Annotated in this window: 9 protein-coding genes; 4 read left to right on the top strand and 5 right to left on the bottom strand. The window is 42.2% G+C overall.

Translation table 11 applies throughout. From position 1 onward, the window contains the following. The 3 genes from KGY70_03650 to KGY70_03660 all read right to left on the bottom strand — a co-directional run. On the bottom strand, window positions 1-2,802 hold a 2,802-nt coding region (locus KGY70_03650), incomplete at its 3' end, for a PD-(D/E)XK nuclease family protein (protein ID MBS3774259.1). Between the two features lie 297 nt (window positions 2,803-3,099). Beyond that, window positions 3,100-4,071 carry a TIGR01212 family radical SAM protein gene (locus KGY70_03655; GenBank protein ID MBS3774260.1) on the bottom strand — a complete coding sequence of 324 codons (972 nt, stop codon included), beginning with the start codon at window positions 4,069-4,071 and terminating at the stop codon, window positions 3,100-3,102. A gap of 2 nt (window positions 4,072-4,073) precedes the next feature. Next, entirely contained in the window at window positions 4,074-7,370 is a 3,297-nt protein-coding gene (locus KGY70_03660; protein MBS3774261.1) for a UvrD-helicase domain-containing protein, read from the bottom strand. Window positions 7,371-7,853: 483 nt separating this feature from the next. Between KGY70_03660 and KGY70_03665 the strand changes: the two genes are divergently transcribed. Further along, entirely contained in the window at window positions 7,854-9,278 is a 1,425-nt protein-coding gene (locus KGY70_03665) for a DUF5106 domain-containing protein (GenBank protein ID MBS3774262.1), read from the top strand. Window positions 9,279-9,589: 311 nt separating this feature from the next. On the opposite strand, the gene KGY70_03670 is transcribed toward KGY70_03665, so the two are convergent. Further along, window positions 9,590-12,607 (bottom strand): serine hydrolase, encoded by a 3,018-nt coding sequence (locus KGY70_03670; protein MBS3774263.1) that lies wholly within the window; start codon window positions 12,605-12,607, stop codon window positions 9,590-9,592. Window positions 12,608-12,948: 341 nt separating this feature from the next. Here KGY70_03670 and KGY70_03675 point away from each other — a divergent pair, with 341 nt between their 5' ends. From KGY70_03675 to KGY70_03685, 3 genes are all read left to right on the top strand, one after another. After that, a complete protein-coding gene (locus KGY70_03675) occupies window positions 12,949-16,203 on the top strand; it encodes a PD40 domain-containing protein (protein MBS3774264.1) in 3,255 nt (1,084 codons plus the stop codon). Between the two features lie 212 nt (window positions 16,204-16,415). After that, window positions 16,416-16,913 (top strand): redoxin domain-containing protein, encoded by a 498-nt coding sequence (locus KGY70_03680; protein MBS3774265.1) that lies wholly within the window; start codon window positions 16,416-16,418, stop codon window positions 16,911-16,913. 369 nt (window positions 16,914-17,282) lie between these two features. Next, the gene (locus KGY70_03685; protein MBS3774266.1) at window positions 17,283-17,774 is read left to right on the top strand and encodes a hypothetical protein; all 492 of its coding nucleotides are present in this window, start codon (window positions 17,283-17,285) and stop codon (window positions 17,772-17,774) included. 3 nt (window positions 17,775-17,777) lie between these two features. Here the strand turns inward: KGY70_03685 and KGY70_03690 are convergent. Continuing rightward, a partial coding sequence (locus KGY70_03690) for a hypothetical protein (GenBank protein MBS3774267.1) occupies window positions 17,778-18,245 on the bottom strand: 468 nt, incomplete at its 5' end.

Here is an 18,245-nt window from a genome sequence, read left to right on the forward strand (position 1 = left end):
GTCGTCGGTCTGGGTGAATGTTTCCCCGGGATCAAAAATCTCACTAAGCACAGCCCGGAGGTGCTCTTCCAACTCAACCTTTATCTCATCATAGGCAACCTGCTTTTTGTTCATCTTAACCGACCAGTCAAAATCATCCTGGTAGATCCTGCGGAAGAAATAAAGGCCGGGAACGATCTTTTTTTGCGGACCATGCACTTCACTGTACATCCTTGAATAGATCAAAGCCTGCAGGGCCGCGTGATTGCCATACTCTTCAAACAATGAAGGCACATCCTTAAAGGATTGTTTGGGCTGTCCCGTTTTGTAATCAATAATGCGTATACCGGAACCGTTTTCATCCACCCGGTCGATATCCCCCTGGATCAATACATTTTTATCTTCTCCATCAACGGCAAATTCTACGGAAGTCTTCCAGGTTTCTTCCAGGGAAATGGGGATAAAAGGGGCAAATTTCTGCTCCACTTTCAAGAACTGTTTGATATACTGAAAAATGATGTCTTTGATCAACAAATTCTTACCCGAAAGATTGATCTTTTTATCCGCGGGGAAATCGCTGAAATATTCTTCTCTAAATGCCTCCATGATTCTGGCTTCAATAAGGTCGTCATTGCGCTCCAGTTTTTTCAGTTCTTCCGAAGTGATCCGGCTTTTATTCTGCCGGTAAGGCTCATAAAGCAGTTGAATGGCTTTATGAAGCAGGGATCCGAACAACGGCAGATCAACATTCTCCGTGACTTCCTCGGGTTCTTTCAAGCCTGCAATATACCTGTAATAAAACTGCAGGGAACAACGCAGATAGGTATTGATGGCGCTGGGAGAAAAGGATTTTTCGCCACCACTGATGGCATTATAATTTTCCAGCACATCAAGAATTTCCGCGGTCTTCGCCACCGTAACAGGCCTGGCTTCCGGTATGGTGATGCCTGAAACCACTGTTTTTTCCCTGATATCAAAATTTGTCTCAAACTTAAGCTGGTGCATAAAACGGCTCATCTCGCCCATCTTAATACCATCTGTTCCGGAATTGTAAACCAGTGTAATGTTTTTGGCGCGCTGAATCAGCCGGTAGAAATAATAGGCATAGATGGCATCGTTGTGTTCATAGGTGGGCAAACCAAATCCTTTTCTCAGACTAAATGGTATAAAAGAAGGGGTGGATTCGGCTTTTGGAAAAACACCCTCATTCATTGAAAGAATAAGAAGATTTTCAAAATCGAGTGTCCGGGTTTCCAGAAGGCCCATGACCTGGATCCCCGACAAAGGCTCACCCTGAAAGGGAATGGATTGGTTTTTAACCACCCTTTCCAGGATCCGAAGATAAGTGGCAGGTTTAACATTTGCCTGATGCTGCTGAAAGACTTCCTTCAAGCGCTTGATAGCAATATATACATAATAAATGCTTTCCAGCTCCATCCGGAGGGAGTAATCCTCCCCTTCATCCTGTTGTTTCAGCAAGGTATAAAACCTGTAATAATTATCCAGCAGATAATCGCTGAGGGATTCATAGGATTCAGGCAAGGCAAAAACCGCACGAAACAGGTTGTTGATCGTTAATTCCCCTGAAGGAATGTAGATTTTGTTGTGCTTGTGGATTTGCTCAATAAGCTTCTCTACCTCTTCATCCCTGATGATCCCAAGATATTGGTGATTCAGAACCGACAGCACATCATTGTAATAGAACTGAACCTCCCCGTTTTGTTGCTTTACGTTCTCCTGAAGGCGTATCAGCGTAAGCAGGAAACTGAATGCCGGCGTAGAATAAACGGGATATCCCATGGTCACGTTCACCTCACCCGGGGTTTCAGGCAAACTGTTCAGCACCGGCAGCAACAAATGCTCATCGGGCAGGACGATGGCCGTTTTATCCGGTGAATGGCTTTCTTTCTGAGGCATATCTGTCAACAGATCAGGCAGAATCTTGGCCTGGGAAATATCATAGGGGGTGTTGACAAACCGAATGTATTTATCCTGCTTCATTCCATCATAAACGCCCAGTTCTTCGCCGGGAAAATGTTCCATATTATGCTGAATAAAGCTTCCGGCTTCATGATCATTGAGATAAAAATGATCATAATCCCAGTAAAAAACAGCCTTCCCCTGTTGTTTCAGTTCTTTGAAAAGGCGGTGTTCAACCGGGGTAAGGGCATTAAAGCCAATAAAAATATACTTATCCTGTTCAGGTGTAAGCTTCTGTGAATTGATCCTGTCTGTGACCGACCGGTAGATCTTTCCTTCATAACCCTGCTTATGCTCATCCAGCAGCATATTAAACTGAAAATACACATTATAAAGCACCTGCCATATGCTGATGAAATCATTCTGTTCCTTCGAAAGCTGGCTTACATTCAGCGTATCCCAGAATCTTCTGATCGACTCAATCTGTTCTTCTGTCAGATAGGAAAAATGATCCTCCAGTGATTTTAACCGGGCCAGGTTCCGGAAAACATCACGGGGATCGGCCAGGTACTTGTCTATATCATCAAAGTCGCGCAACAACATCTCCCCCCAATGATAAAACTCATCAAAAGATTCCTGGCTCTGTTTCTCTTTTTTGAAAACCTGGTAGAGCATGAAAATCAGGGAAAGCTGATCGGCTTTCTGTAAACCGGAAAGATGCTGCATCAGGTCGCTTATAGTAAGCACTTCAGGCGACCATACCGGGTTTTTGAGCTCACCAGCCAGATAGCGCTTGAAAAACAACCCCGGGCGCTGGTTGGGAAAGACAACGCAAATGCCGGAAAGGGCGTTTCCGTATTTTTTATATACATCCCGGGCAACTTCCTGAAGAAAATATTGCATAACTTTTTATTTTCGTGCACTTTTTGGCAGACAATGAAATTCTAATATCTAATTTCGAAATTCTAAACAATATCAAATGACCAAACAAACAAATTTCAAAACAAACAAATATGAAAAGAGAACTCATGAAAATTTTCGGTTCAATTGTAACTAACTTAGCATAAAGTGTTTTGGTCTCCGGCAGCTGCCGGATTGAACATTAAAATTTGTTTAGAATTTAGTAATTTGAAATTTGTTAATTGGTACTTGTTCTATTACAAAGACTAAAATTTAATAAACCATTGAAAACATGGCTTTTCAAATATTCACTGTCTTATAATATTTCCCCTGCCATGTATCCCGGTTCACCATCCTTTGCTCAAGGTTGTTGCGCACTTCGTAGGTTCTAATCAGGCCCCAGCCCGGGCCAGCCAGGAACCAAGGGGGAACTTCGCCGGAAAAGCGTTCGATGACAAAATCCGGGTTCAACCTTTCTATAAAAGCGATGATAAAATCAATATAATCGTCCAGTTCAAAAAGCGTAAACCGTTCCGGATGATCCCTGTATTCTCCGGCCATGGCAGTATCTTTAAGTATCTGCAACTGATGAAACTTGACCGTATCCAGCGACAAACGGGAGATCAGATCCGCTTCCCTGAGCATATCCTCCCTTGTTTCTCCCGGCAGACCAAAGATCAGATGGGCTCCTGTTTTGATACCTTTCCGGGCAGTCTTTTCTATTGCAGTTATTGAATCTTCTAACGAATGGCCCCGGTTGATGTGTTCCAGGGTGCGGTTATAAAACGATTCAATCCCATATTCCAGGATGATATAATAATCTTCCGACAACGTTGCAAAATAATCCAGTTTTTCATCGTCTATGCAATCCGGGCGGGTTCCGATAACAAGCCCGATAATTCCCGGATACTGGAGGGCTTCATTATAAATTGATTTCAGTCGGTCCAAAGGCGCATAGGTATTGGAATAAGCCTGAAAGTAGGCCAGATACCTATTGGCCTTCCGGTAACGATTCCTGTGGAATTCCACTCCCTCATCGATCTGCTGGGTTACACTCTTGCCGGGATTGCAATAGGAGGGATTGAAAGCATCATTGTTACAATAGGTGCATCCTCCCCTTCCTACGGTACCATCCCGGTTGGGACACGTAAAACCGGCATCGATGGTTACCTTCTGCACCCGCTCACCAAAGACACGTTTGAAATAATCGCTGTATGCATTAAAACGCCTTCTGTTTCCCCAGGGAAAAACCCCACCGCTGTCCTTGCTCATCTTTAAACCTCCGTTAATGTATTCTGGTTGACATACCAAATGTAACCAACGGGATGATCATAACCCATATTTCGGATTTGCTTCAGGTAATAACCGATCTGTTTCTTATATAGTTGATCCTTCTTTTCTCCAAACTTATAATCCACCACTACGGTTTGTCCGTTTTTCATCATCACCCGGTCGGGACGATAGGTTTTTCCATCGGGAAGAAGGATCTCACGTTCGGTAAATACTTCCCAGCTTCCGTCAAACCAATCCTTAACCTGCCGGTGATTGACCAGATGCTCTATTCGCTTGCGCAATTCCTTCTTTTCGGCTTCATTTATTTTGCCTTCCATGTACACCTGCTCCAAAGCCTCCTCAATGTCAGATATGGAATGGATACCGGCAAAAATATGATGCATCAGCTTTCCGTAATCCACCGAACCCTGAAACAAATCGGTTTTATCACTGAAAAATTCACTATATTCATACTTTAAATGGAGACGGGGCATGGTAGAATATACCGGGTAATTTTGCTGTTCCAACAGATTTTCTTCTCCAGCCTCAATATGAGCTCCTTCCGGTAATTCACCCCATTCCAGCATACCGGTTTCTTCATCCCAATAAATCTTTAAATCCTTTATAAACGGACATTCAATGTTATCCGACGGGGGTAACGCTTCATAATTGATGTATATATAATGAATCATTTCGCCTATGGTAGTCAGGCCCTTATCGCTCACCGTATAATTCAGGGTTCCCTCTTTTTTTACCTGTATCGGAACATAAGTAAAAAGCACCTCCTCTGCCCTGGTCAGGGCCACATAGAGAAGATTCAGATTGTCCACATAATTATGGAACTTTTCATAATAATAGGCATCCCGGAACAGGGTATCTGCCAGATTACCGGAATAATTAACCGGAACAACTCCAACCTTACCGAGATACCGATCATCAGGGCGACACCATAAATAATTCTTTCTCACCCCCGATGAAGTGGTATCCAGCTCCCAGTTACAAAAAGGGATTAGGACAGCCTTAAATTCCAGACCTTTAACTTTATGAATGGTGGTAATCCGAATCGCATCGTAATCTTCAGGAAGCTGAAGTTTTTGCTTCCATCCGTTCTCCTTCCACCATTCCAGAAAGGTATTCAGATCCGAAGCATACCTCCTTGAAAAGTCAAGGATGATCTCCTGAAAGGCTTGAATATATTGTATTTCTCCTTCTATCCTGTTGATGTTAAAGATGAAGATCAGCCGCTCGGTGAGCTCATAGAGCGACATTCTCTTCAGCCCGGAAAGATTTTCAACAAAATCCCGGGGAAGATGCTCCGTCAAGTCGTCCCCTGCTTCTCTGAAAAGCGCGTGCCAGTTTTGCTGCCCATATCCTTTTGTCAAAATGGTATTGTTATAAGCCTCTTTGATAAAAGCGCGGTTGATGGCATCGTCGGGTTTGATCAGATACTGGAATACAGACAAAATAAACTTCACACTTTCTGCTCTGCCGACATACAGAGAATCATTGGAAATCACATCATAACGGTATTTTGAAGAAGCCTGGGCGCTGTTCCTGTATTCCATCAAAGCATCGGCAATTTCCTGGCCTTCGCTGTTCTTTCGCACAATAATTGCAATATCCGAAAGATTATAATGCTGATCCTGTAACGACTCGATATCCTTGATAAGCTGCTGCTTGATCTTTTCCCTTGCTTCCTGTTGCTGATTATGGAGATGCCTGTAGAAGCGATTCAAAACATACCCTCCTTCCCGCTTTTCAGGAAGTTTCTGCATCACATCCTTATAGGCTTCCAATAATTTTCCTTCCCAGGGATTCTCACCATGATGGGCCTGAATCTGAAAATCGAAATGATGTTGCAATACATACCGGGCAAAATGAAAGACGGTATTGTTATAGGAAATAATGTTGTGCAAACTGCGCCGGTTATAGATCAACTCTTCCTGATCAACCGGAAATTGAGAAAATTCTGCAGGCACCTCATCTTCCAGTATCTTCCAGTCGCCATTGCGCCAGCGATAAATGGACTGTTTTACATCCCCAACCATCAGATTGGACCAGTTCTGAGACAGGCTGTTACTTAAAAGCGGCTTAAAGTTTTCCCATTGAAACCTCGAGGTATCCTGAAATTCATCGATCATAAAATGGTGATAAATGCTGCCCGTCTTTTCATAAACAAACGGTGCATCGTTGCCCGAAATGATGTCCCTCAGGAAATCTGCGGCATCGGATATAAGGAACAGGTTTTTCTCCCGGCAGTATTCATACAGCCGATTCTGAATATCCCCGAGAATGCCCAGTACATATATATTTCTCTGTATTTCCCTTACCGACTGATATCTTTCACAGTTGTCATTGCAATAATCCACAGTCTCCCTCAGAATGGGATTGAGCTGATCCCTGGCCAGAGAAATGACCAGTTGTTTATCCTCTTTTTTAAGATTGGAAGATGGCCATTTTTCGGGATCATCCAACACCTTCAGAACATTTTGGTTGGGTGTAAGCTTATCTTTTCTGGCCTCCTTTAAATAGTAAAAGTAACGGGCCACCCCGCTGCCTTTCCGATTGAAGTAATCCACATTCAGGCCGCTCCTTTCAATAATGTCCACAGCCTGCTTTCCATAACCTTTCAGTGTATTTTCAAACCGGTTCTGCTCCTGTTTCAGGGTTTTTAAATAATCATTCAGGGTCTTTCGGTCGCTGATTTTACTTACCTGTAAATCTTTCACCTCTTCCTTCATCAGTTCTCCTGCCAGAGAGGTAATCTCTTCCCTGAAATTCCAGCTTTTCTCTTCCATCATGCGTGACCGTGCAAAATCCACCAGCCACCGGCGCAGTTGATTATCCTTTTCCGTAGCCAGAAGCAAATCATCAATTACGTAATTGAGAATTTCGGTCTCATCTGTTTCAAGTGTATACCCCGACTGAAGGCCAAGTTCCCGGGCAAAGGTTCTTATGACCCGCTGAAAAAAGCGGTCAATGGTGTTCACCGAAAACCGGCTGTAATCATGCAGAATGTTTTTCAGAACATTGAAAGCCCTCCTCTGGATCTCATAATCTTTAAGATTCAAATTTGCCTTTATGGCAGGCAGATGTTTGGATTCTCTTCCATTGGCAAGGGTATTCAGCTCATCCAGAATCCGATGCTTCATCTCAGCGGTGGCTTTGTTGGTAAAGGTTACGGCCAGAATATGCCGGTAAAGTGAGGGATTACGAAAAAGCATCAGCAAATACTGCTGTGTAAGGGAAAAAGTTTTACCCGATCCTGCAGAAGCTTTATATATTTTAAGACCAGCCATATAAAATAATATTCAAATAAGGGATAAAATTAGCCCAAAATTCTCACAGGACAAAGAGCAGTACATAATCCGGAATTTATCATCATTGAATACAGAAGAGGATGTGAAAATAAAATACATTCCATGTGGGACTGCAAAGATGGCATCCCGCAAATGCTGTATCTCATTAACTGCCAGAAGATAGAAAACAATTTTGCAGCTTGCTTTAAAAGGTAATAAAAAACCAAACATAGAATGCTCAGAAGACTATCTATGGCATGAAAGACCGTCAGGCCTGCCATTTTTGTAGGCCCAGGTGTCAACCCGGGTGCTGAATATCCAAAAAACTATCAGAATCCCGTCAGGGATGACATAGCAGAAAATCGAATTTCTTTCATTTCTTGCAGTTTCCCATTTGACAATCTTATTTCTTTAAAAATTATGCGAAATCTTTAACTTTGTTGGCCATTTATCGTTAGAAAGAAAAAAGTAAAAAATAGAACAATGAAAAAAATAAAAACAAGCCTGCTGACCATACTCTTTATTGGCATACCCTTTATATTGCTTTCATCCCCTACTGAAGAGCAAGGATATGAAATAAACGTGCAGATCAACGGACTGAAAGATTCCGATCTTTATCTTGGTTTTCATCACGGAAACAAACAATTTATCAAAGATACCATTCAACTTAATGAGAACGGGGAGGGTACTTTCCAGGGCAGCGAGCCGCTTCAGCAGGGTATATATCTTGTAATCACACCAAAGAAAAAATACTTTGAAATCCTGGTAGGTGAGGATCAACATTTCTCACTCAAAACCAATGTCAACGATTTTGTTAATACACTGGAATTTGAGGGTAATGAAATAAACCAGGCATTTAATGACTATCAAAAGTTTATGATGAAGCAAAACCAACAATCCGCTGCTCTGAAGAAAAAACTAAAAGCCGCTGAAACCGGTAAAGATTCCACAAAACTCAGAGATCGCCTGGAGGAGTTGGATAAGAAAGTAAAAAACAAATGGAACAGCATTATTTCTGAATATCCCAATTCACTGCTTGCCGTTATCATCAAGGGCATGAAAAATGTTGAGGTTCCTGACTTCAATATTTCAGAATCTACTGACAATAAAGATGCCTTACAGTGGGAAAAACGATATCAATACCATAAGGATCATTATTTCGACCATATTGATCTGTCAGATTCCCGCCTGGTAAGAACCCCAATTCTCCACAGAAAGATAGACCATTATTTCAATAACATTCTTGTACAAAAGCCGGACTCAATAATCCCGGAGGTTGACCGGATCGTAAGCAAAACCCGTGGGAATGAAGAAACTTTTCAGTATTTAGCCCGTTATCTGCTCAACCATTACCAGCAAAGCAACATCATGGGAATGGATAAAGTTTTTGTGCATATTGCAGAAAAATATTACCTGTCCGGCCAGGCCGACTGGGCGGATTCGAGTACTATAAAAAAGCTACGTGACCGGGTAAGCAAGATCAAGCCCAACCTCATTGGCAAAACAGCACCTGAACTGAAGTTAATCACAACATCAGGTGAATATACCAGTCTGCATGATGTAGATAGTGAATACACATTACTTTACTTCTGGGAGCCAACATGCAGCCACTGTAAAAAACTGACACCAAAAATCCGGGAGCTTTATAAAGAATACTCCCGCGATCAACTGGAAATTTTTGGAGTATACACCCAAACCGACAGGCAGGAATGGATGGAATATGTGAATAACAAAAATCTCGACTGGATTAACACATACGACCCGAAACACGTTTCCAATTTCAGGAACAAATATGACGTGTATAGTACGCCTACCATCTATCTGCTAGACGAAGACAAAACGATCGTAGCCAAGAGACTGGATTTTGAATCGCTCAAAAAGATGCTGAAACAGAAAATTGGCAATTGACTTGTTTTGGGCTTAAAGTTTGAGGTTAAAAGTTGGTCCCGCCTATCGGCGGGAGCAAAAAGCAGCTTACTATATTGCAGAATCAAATTTAAGGAAATAAGATTTAGTAAAACAGTTGGTCCCGCATTCTGTGGGAGCAGTTGGCAAAATTTCCCAGAATCTTCTGATGGTCATAGCTCGAGGCAACAATTTGACGATATAATCATTTAACCATTTAACAATCTGACCGTAGCCTTTCTACTCTTAGCCTTAGCCTTAGCCTCAGCCTCAGCCTTCTTTCAACAATGTAACAGTAGAGCAACAGTATTCTGCTATTCTTCAACTATCGACCCGTAAATCACTTCCTGCACCTTGGTGCGGACATCATCCTTGATGAGTTTCAAATTGTCCTGATCCGGGTGCACGCGGTTTGACATGAACACGTACAACACCTGATTTTGCGGATCTACCCAGGTATAGGTACCGGTAAAACCGCTGTGCCCGAAACTGCTCTTTGATACACATTTAGCTGCGGGGCTTTCTTCGTCCTTTTCGAGCACAGGTTTATCAAATCCGATGCCTCTGCGGTTGTCGTTTTCTTCCCTGAAGGGGCTGTGGGTAAACAGTTCCAGCGTAGAATCCCTGAAGTAGCGTTTACCTCCGTAATATCCTTTATTCAGGTACATCTGCATGATCTTGGCCAGATCATTCCCATTAGAGAAGAGACCGGCATGTCCGCACACACCTCCAATCATGGCAGTTCCAGGGTCGTGCACATGGCCTCTTAGCAATTGCCGGCGGAATACCATATCGTTCTCGGTAGGAATAATCTGAGTGGGTTCAAAGTTGTCCAAAGGCTTATAACCTGTAGTATAAGCACCCAAAGGCTTATAAAACTTCTGTTTTACATAATCTTCAAGCTGCATTCCGGTAATCTTCTCAATGATACGGTAGAAATAGTAATATCCCAGGTCACTGTAAACATATTCTTTCTTTTCCAGAAGCTCCGATTCATCGATCCATCTTAAAATGCTGTCCCTGTAGTTCTTTTTCATATAAAAATCTTCTGCCACCTGTAACGAAAAGCTATCTTTTGGAGATTTAGAATACACGCCATCCCTGTACTGAATATTCTTTGCCATATAAGAATGAGATCCGAGCTTATAGGGATACTCCTTCGAAAAATCAGAGTCGAGCAGTTCCTGATCCGGATAAAGCGTTTCAAGGGTTTTATAGTAAAAGGGTATCCAGGGTTTCAATCTGGCCTGATGGGTTAAAATATCCTTAAGCACCATATCGCTTTTGTTGGTGGTGTCGAGATAAGGGAGGTAATGGCTCAGCGTTGAATCCAGATGGAGGATGTCCTCATCATACAAACGCATCAAAGAAGGTACGGAGGCTGTTATTTTGGTGATGGAGGCGAGGTCATAAATATCTTTCCAATGAACAGGCTCCTTCTTAAGATAGGTGTGATGGCCAAAGGTTTTATGATAAACCACCTTCCCATCCCGCGCCAACAGAACCTGGGCTCCGGGTGTGGCCTGCGAGTCGATGGCCGCATGAACAATGGAATCAATTCTGCTCAATGTATCCGAATTCATACCTACTTCTTCAGGAAGGGTGTACTTTAAACGGGAAAGCTCATCAGAATTGATTCCGGTGCCTGTCTTAAACGAATCATTGACGGAAACCGGAAGGTTCCCGTTTACTCCAAAAGCCCCGAAAAGAGCCTGAGCTGCTAACTCCTGGGTAAGCCGATCATCATTATAACCATTCAGAACAGCATCAAAATGACTAAGTGGCTCCAGAAATTTTAACGCATATGGATTTCCAAAATGAACAAACATCGTGTTTTGCCTTTGGGCCAATCTGCGGAGCAATTGCGCATAGTCTGAGTTCACGCCATATCTTCGGGAAGGTATTTCGTTGGTATTATGGGTGGAGGCAATAACTGCGTCATACTGATTCAGGTCTTCAAAGAATTCCTGAATTTCCCCACCGGTTTCATAAACATAATGCTTACACCGGGTATAAAGATCGATCTGATTTTGAAAAGGCGTTTTCTCTCCGGCTCCAATTGAAATACTTGCGAGGCGAAGTTTATCCAGATCTTTTATCGGAAAACGGTTTTCAGAATTTTCAACCAGTGTAAGAGAATTTTCTATTAGTTCCCGGTTTAGAACCTTATATGTGGGGTTATTTAAATTTTCCAGCAAACCCTTTCTGGCAACCAATTTCCCTTCATCTCTCAAATTGTCTGGACCACCACCAATGGTATCCATCCCGGCCCAATATTTGAAAGCAAGAATCCTGCGGCAACTCTCTTCTACAGATTCCCTGCTGATTTCGCCATTTCTTACCTGTCTTCTAATTTCTGAAATGGCTTTAGACACGTCCTGGGGATATAGCAGCACATCATTTCCGGCCTTTAACGCTTCAGCTTCAATCTCACCGGGAGGAAAATGATCGGTCACTCCTTTCATATTTAAGGCATCGGTGAAGACCAATCCGTTAAAACTCATTTGCTCTCTAAGCAGATCGGTCACCACCTCCCTTGAAAGTGTCGTAGGTCTGTTTGATTCCTGCGTATAAGCCGGTATTTGAAGATGGGCCACCATCATTCCTCCAACCCCGTTTTGGATCATTCGTTTAAACGGATAAAGTTCTATACTGTCTAAGCGGGTGGAATCATGAGGGATAACCGGAAGCGTTTCATGAGAATCCTGGTCGGTATCTCCATGTCCGGGAAAATGCTTTGCTACAGCCAAAACGCCTTTATCCTGCAGTCCGTTCACATAAGAGATACCCTTTTGTGCCACATTATATTTGTCTTCACCAAAAGAACGGCTGCCAATTACCGGATTATCCGGGTTGTTGTTTACATCTACCACGGGGGCAAAATTAATATGTACCCCCAGCCGGCGAAGCTGCTCTCCTATATCCACTCCCATTTCATATATCAATGAATCTTTCCGTATAGCACCAAGTGCCATCTGACGGGGATAGCTTATCACACTGTCAAGCCGCATTCCCAGACCCCACTCGGCATCCATGCCAATCATCAGGGGAACCTCTGAATAATTCTGGTATATGTTTGTTAGTTTGGCCTGTTCCCGGGGATTGCCCTGGAAGAAAATCAAACCGCCAATATGGTGTTTTTTGATCAACTCCATGATCTCCTGAGTATGCTGAGGGTCCTTATTGGAGTAGGCCGCTACCATAAACAACTGCCCTATCTTTTCGTTAAGTGTCATTTCATTCATGACACTGTCTACCCAGAATGATTCCACTGACAATAAAGAAGACAAACTGCTTCGACTGGAAACAACCGGATCGTTGGCACGGATCATACCAGAAAAAATAAATACCAATGGAATGAGGAGGAATAATTTTCTAAACATTAGACCTAAACTTAGTTTCATAAAGCTTCACCGTTAAAACAACAAATATATTGAAATTTCAAAATTTTTAACCTCATAAATACCATTTAATCGCAGGTTGATGAATTAATTGATTTTCCATATAATAATTTAATCTATAATAATCTGATTATTTAATCATTACCAACAATTAAACTTATCCTTCATATTTTCAAAGCCCGGGCATGACATTCATCATTTGAATTCATACGGGATTTTTCATAATTTAGGCTTAATAAACCATACGTTAAAAATGAAAAAAAGATAAGCTTATGAAACGAATTCATCTGGTGATTTTCATCACTTTCCTCCTGGGTTTTACTCATGCAGAGGCCCAAAAGGAAGATACCCGATTATTGAGATTCCCGGCCATTCACGGCGATCAAATCGTATTCTCCTATGCCGGAGATTTATATACCGTAGAGGCCGAAGGAGGTACAGCCAGGAGACTTACCTCCCACAAAGGCTATGAAATGTTTCCCCGCTTTTCTCCCGATGGGGATAAAATTGCATTTACAGGCCAATACGATGGTAACACGGAAGTTTATACCATTCCTAATGAGGGCGGGTCACCTAAAAGACTAACTTATACTGCTACGCTGAACCGGGATGATGTAGCCGATCGGATGGGACCCAACAACATTGTGATGACCTGGACTCCCGATGGTAAAAATATCCTTTTCCGGTCCAGAAAAAAGTCGTTTAATTCATTTATCGGCCAGCTTTTCAAAGTTCCCGTTGAAGGGGGCACGCCCGAACAATTACCGCTACCGGAAGGGGGATTCTGCAGTTATTCATCCAATGGAGACAAATTAGCCTATAACCGTGTATTCCGGGAATTCAGAACCTGGAAACATTACCGGGGAGGTATGGCCGACGATATATGGATCCATGATTTCAATACTCATGAGACCAGGGCAATAACCGATCATGAAGCCCAGGACATCATTCCCATGTGGAAGGATAATACCGTGTATTTCCTGTCGGACCGGGACTGGAAAATGAATCTGTTTAAATACAATATGGATACCGAAGAAGTTACCAAACTTACCCATTTTGAAGAATTTGATGTAAAATTCCCCTCGATTGGTGATAACTACATTGTATTTGAAAACGGGGGCTACATTTATAAATTCAACCTCCGAACCGAGGAAACCAGCCGGGTACCCATCACCATTTCAAATGACATGACATACAGTCGCGAGGAAATTGTTGATGCCTCCGAGCATATACAAAATGCAGGCTTATCCCCTAACGGGGAAAGGGTAACTTTCAGCGCCCGCGGAGATATATTCTCAGTACCCTCCAAAGAAGGTATCAACTATAACCTGACCCAATCATCAGATGCCCACGACCGCGACGCCAGATGGTCACCCGATGGAAAGCACATTGCCTACATATCTGACATGGGAGGAGAATTTGAGATATACATGCAGGATAGAAAAGGGAAAGAGACACCTGTCAAACTTACCAGAAATGCCGATACTTATAAGTATTCACTGAAATGGTCGCCCGACAGCAAAAAAATCATGTGGAGCGACGCTGAATTCCGACTCAAATTCACAAATGTAGAAACCCAGGAAGTAACCCTGGTCGACACATCCAAATACGGTGAGATCAGGAGCTATCAATGGAGTCCTGACAGCCAATGGATAACCTATACCAAAGAAGGGGACACTGATATGTCAGTGGTTTGGATATACAATACCCAAACAGGTGAGAAATTCAAAGCCACGGAGGGATGGTATGATTCAGCCGATCCCAATTTCTCCGATGACGGGAAATACCTTGTCCTGAGTTCCAGGCGCACCTTTGATCCCATATACAGCAGAGTGGAGTGGAACTATGCATACAAAGACATGGAAAAGGTTTACCTCATTACCTTACAGAAATCTACACCCTCTCCCTTCTCTCCGAAAAACGACGAAGTGGCTGTGGACGATGACAATGAAAAACAGGAAGAGGAATCCGGAGATATCGAAGTTGAAATTGACAGGGACGGCATACAGCAACGGATCATCGCTTTGCCCGTTCAGGCTTCAAATTATGGGAACATTTACGGGATTGACAATAAAGTATATTATCAGGAATATAATTCGGACAACAATCAGCGATCCATAAAAATGTTCGACCTCAAAGAGGAGAAGGAAACCACGCTGGGCACAGATATGCAATTCACCATATCGCCCAACAACAAAAAGATGCTCGTCCGTAAGAACAAGCGTTTTGCCGTGATAGATCTACCCTCTGCAGAGATACAGATGCAAGAAACGGTGGACATGTCCGACATGAAGGTCCGCGTTGATCGTAAAAAAGAATGGAAACAGATCTTCCATGAAAGCTGGAGACAGATGCGCGACTTTTTCTATGTTGAGAACTTGCACGGTCTGGACTGGGAAAAAATGAAAAACCGTTACAGCGAACTTTTGCCTTATGTCAACCACAGAAACGATCTCACCTATGTCATTGGTCTGATGATCTCCGAACTGAATGTTGGACATGCCTATATCCAAAGTGGAGACAGGCCTGAAGCAGAAAGAATCAAAACCGGCCTGCTCGGAGCAGAGCTGTCCAGACACGAGTCCGGATATTTCCAAATTGAAAGGATACTGGAGGGCAACAACTGGAATGACCAGGAAAAATCGCCTCTTCAGGCCATCGGCGTGGACGTGGATGAAGGTGACTATATCCTTGAGATCAACGGGGAATCCGTAAAGGGAATGCCCGACCTGCACAAGGCATTGGTTGGCAAAGCCGGAAAGAAAGTGGAGATAAGTTTCAACGCTTCGCCGGAACTGGAGGGGAGCCATACGGAAATTATTCAGCCAATCGGTGATGAGTCGAATTTATACTATCATAACTGGGTACAAAACAATAAGGAAAAGGTGAATGAAAAAACCAACGGAGAGGTAGGTTATATTCACATACCCGACATGATTACCAATGGCCTGAATGAGTTCGTTGAACATTTCTATCCGCAGCTCAGCAAGAAAGGCCTGATCATAGACGATCGGGGAAATGGTGGCGGAAATGTATCCCCAATGATCATTGAACGCTTGAGAAGAGCGATTTCACGAGCCGGCATGCGGCGTAATGTGGATGAACCTTCATATACACCTTCAAAAGTTTTCCGCGGTCCCAAGGTCCTATTGGTGGACAAGTATTCCGCCTCCGATGGGGACTTGTTTGCATACTCATTTAAAAAGAACGACCTGGGACCGGTTATCGGCACCCGAACATGGGGAGGTGTAGTGGGTATACGGGGCTCCCTGCCTTTCATTGACGGAGGTTCATTGCGTATACCTCAATTCGCATCCTATTCAGCCGAAAAAAGCAAATGGATCATAGAAGGATATGGTGTTGAACCCGATATTCGAGTAGAAAATGATCCCTATAAAGAATACCGGGGAATTGACCAGCAGTTAAACAAGGCGATTGAAGTAATTCAGAAAAAGGTTGATGAAGAATACGAACCGCTGCCGGAAATACCGGAATTTCCCGATAAATCAAAAGATGGTCAGGAATAATCCTTAATGCGCCATTCCTATATAAAGATAGGGTGTCCGAAAATTTTCGGACACCCTATCTTTATATCCTTCTAAAAATCAGTAAAATTATCTTTTTGTAGTCATATTTTTATATTTGTATATATGTAAATTTTAGAATATTTGTATATTTGCATTTAAGGAGCACACTATAAGATGTCACCAATTAATTCACAATCAAAAAATTCAATGATATGAAAAAACTAACATTCTTCCTATTAATTCTGATGCCCTTATTAATACAGGCTTGTCAGGGAACAGGCAACAGCGAAAATAAAAATCAAAAAGCCTCAATAGTTGCCGGCGAAGATGCCAGCAAAGCTGTAACCCATCTGACAGCAGAAGAATTCAGGGAAAAAGTCGTGGATTACAAAAACAGCGAAAAATGGGATTACCAGGGCGATAAACCCTGTTTGATAGATTTTTATGCCGACTGGTGTGGTCCATGTAAAACCACTTCTCCCATTATAGCAGATATAGCAAAAGAATATCAAGGAAAGATCCATGTTTACAAAGTGGATGTAGATAAGGAACGGGAATTGGCCAGTGTAATGGGAATCCAGAGCATACCCGCATTTCTTTATTGTCCGGTAGAAGGAAAACCCCGGATGAGTTCGGGAATTGGACAATCCAAAGCGGATACCAGGCAGATGTTTAAAGACAACATTGAACAATTCCTGCTTAACAATTAATTTGCTTTCATATCTGTAAACAATCAATTCCAATCAATTCAATTGATTATTCAAAAGGGTGGACCGTCCGTCTCACCCTTTTTTAGTCCCTTACTTACTTTTTATCTTCGTGCATTTTTTGGCAGAAAATGAAATTCTAATGTCTCTGCCTTGCCGGCATGCAGGTTGGGTAACCTGAGATTGAATTTCTTATCCCTAATTATATGCCATTGAATTAAAGGCATTTGCGTCTCTTGCACTTACCTTGTTCTTAAATATGTTCACGGAGTATGATCGGTTTTTCATCAAATGAAAACAATAAATTCAGATCCATTTAGAACCCCATTGAGATTTTTTCGTAAACTTGGTTAAATATAAAAATCAAGTTCTATGAAAGCGCTTAAATTGTTGAAATGGATACCAATAGCAATGGGCGGGATCATCATAATTTCCAGCCAGTACAATTCCACCACCAAAAAAAACATACAGCTTACCCACAACAATCTAAAAGACCACACATGGACCTCCGTAAATGAGAAAGGGAACCCCGCTATTGTGGATCATCAAACCTGCAAGCTCATTTTTTTTGACAATCAAGATTTTGAATTAAGAAAAACCTTTGAATATTCCGGCAGTACTTTTAGAATTCCGGGTAAATATACATTGCAGGACAGTATCATGCACCTTAAAAATCTAATTGGATCCCACAAGGTTGGTAAAGCATTTGTTCACAATGGTCATCAACTTCATATTGAATGGGATCATCAAAGTGTTTTATATGGTAAGGGAACTGAAACATTTCAACCGAAAAGCAACTTTACAGAAAACAGCGATAGTCGAAAATTTCCTGCAAGAATGCAAAGTTTTCTTAATATCGATTGACTTTTACCAGGCAGGCAAAAGTGCTTCCTCTTTCTCAGGGTTATCCTCTGCTATGCCCAATGAATCCATTATTACCGGAGAATGTAAGTCATCAATATTTCTGAAGCCAAGTGCATAACCACCCAAAATTGTATGATTAAAATCTACATCCAACAGGTAACTGCCTCTTTCAAGGGTAATGCTCAGGGAATCATCCATATTCTTTCCTTCTCGTTCCAAAAATATATCGCCCTCAGGATTATAGAGCTTTATTGAAAGATTACCCAAAACATTAAAAGACCATATTTTAACGGATATTTCCTTCTTTCCCTCCACCGAAAGGATTCTTTCCACTTTACTGTTGTTGTATGAATAATTCTTGCTAATGTTAAATGTGAATTGGTTCTCATTCATATAATCAATTTCCTCCTCATTCTGATTTTCAACAAAGTGTTTGGTTACAATTCCGGCAAATATCAGAACAACAAAAAA

It is taken from the genome of Bacteroidales bacterium (assembly GCA_018334875.1).
Lineage (GTDB): Bacteria > Bacteroidota > Bacteroidia > Bacteroidales > UBA12077 > JAGXLC01.

Coding starts and splice junctions, on each gene's coding strand:
- KGY70_03655 (MBS3774260.1), bottom strand. CDS start 4,071: ATGAGCAAGGACAGCGGTGGGGTTTTTCCCTGGGGAAACAGAAGGCGT.
- KGY70_03660 (MBS3774261.1), bottom strand. CDS start 7,370: ATGGCTGGTCTTAAAATATATAAAGCTTCTGCAGGATCGGGTAAAACT.
- KGY70_03665 (MBS3774262.1), top strand. CDS start 7,854: ATGAAAAAAATAAAAACAAGCCTGCTGACCATACTCTTTATTGGCATA.
- KGY70_03670 (MBS3774263.1), bottom strand. CDS start 12,607: ATGATCCGTGCCAACGATCCGGTTGTTTCCAGTCGAAGCAGTTTGTCT.
- KGY70_03675 (MBS3774264.1), top strand. CDS start 12,949: ATGAAACGAATTCATCTGGTGATTTTCATCACTTTCCTCCTGGGTTTT.
- KGY70_03680 (MBS3774265.1), top strand. CDS start 16,416: ATGAAAAAACTAACATTCTTCCTATTAATTCTGATGCCCTTATTAATA.
- KGY70_03685 (MBS3774266.1), top strand. CDS start 17,283: ATGAAAGCGCTTAAATTGTTGAAATGGATACCAATAGCAATGGGCGGG.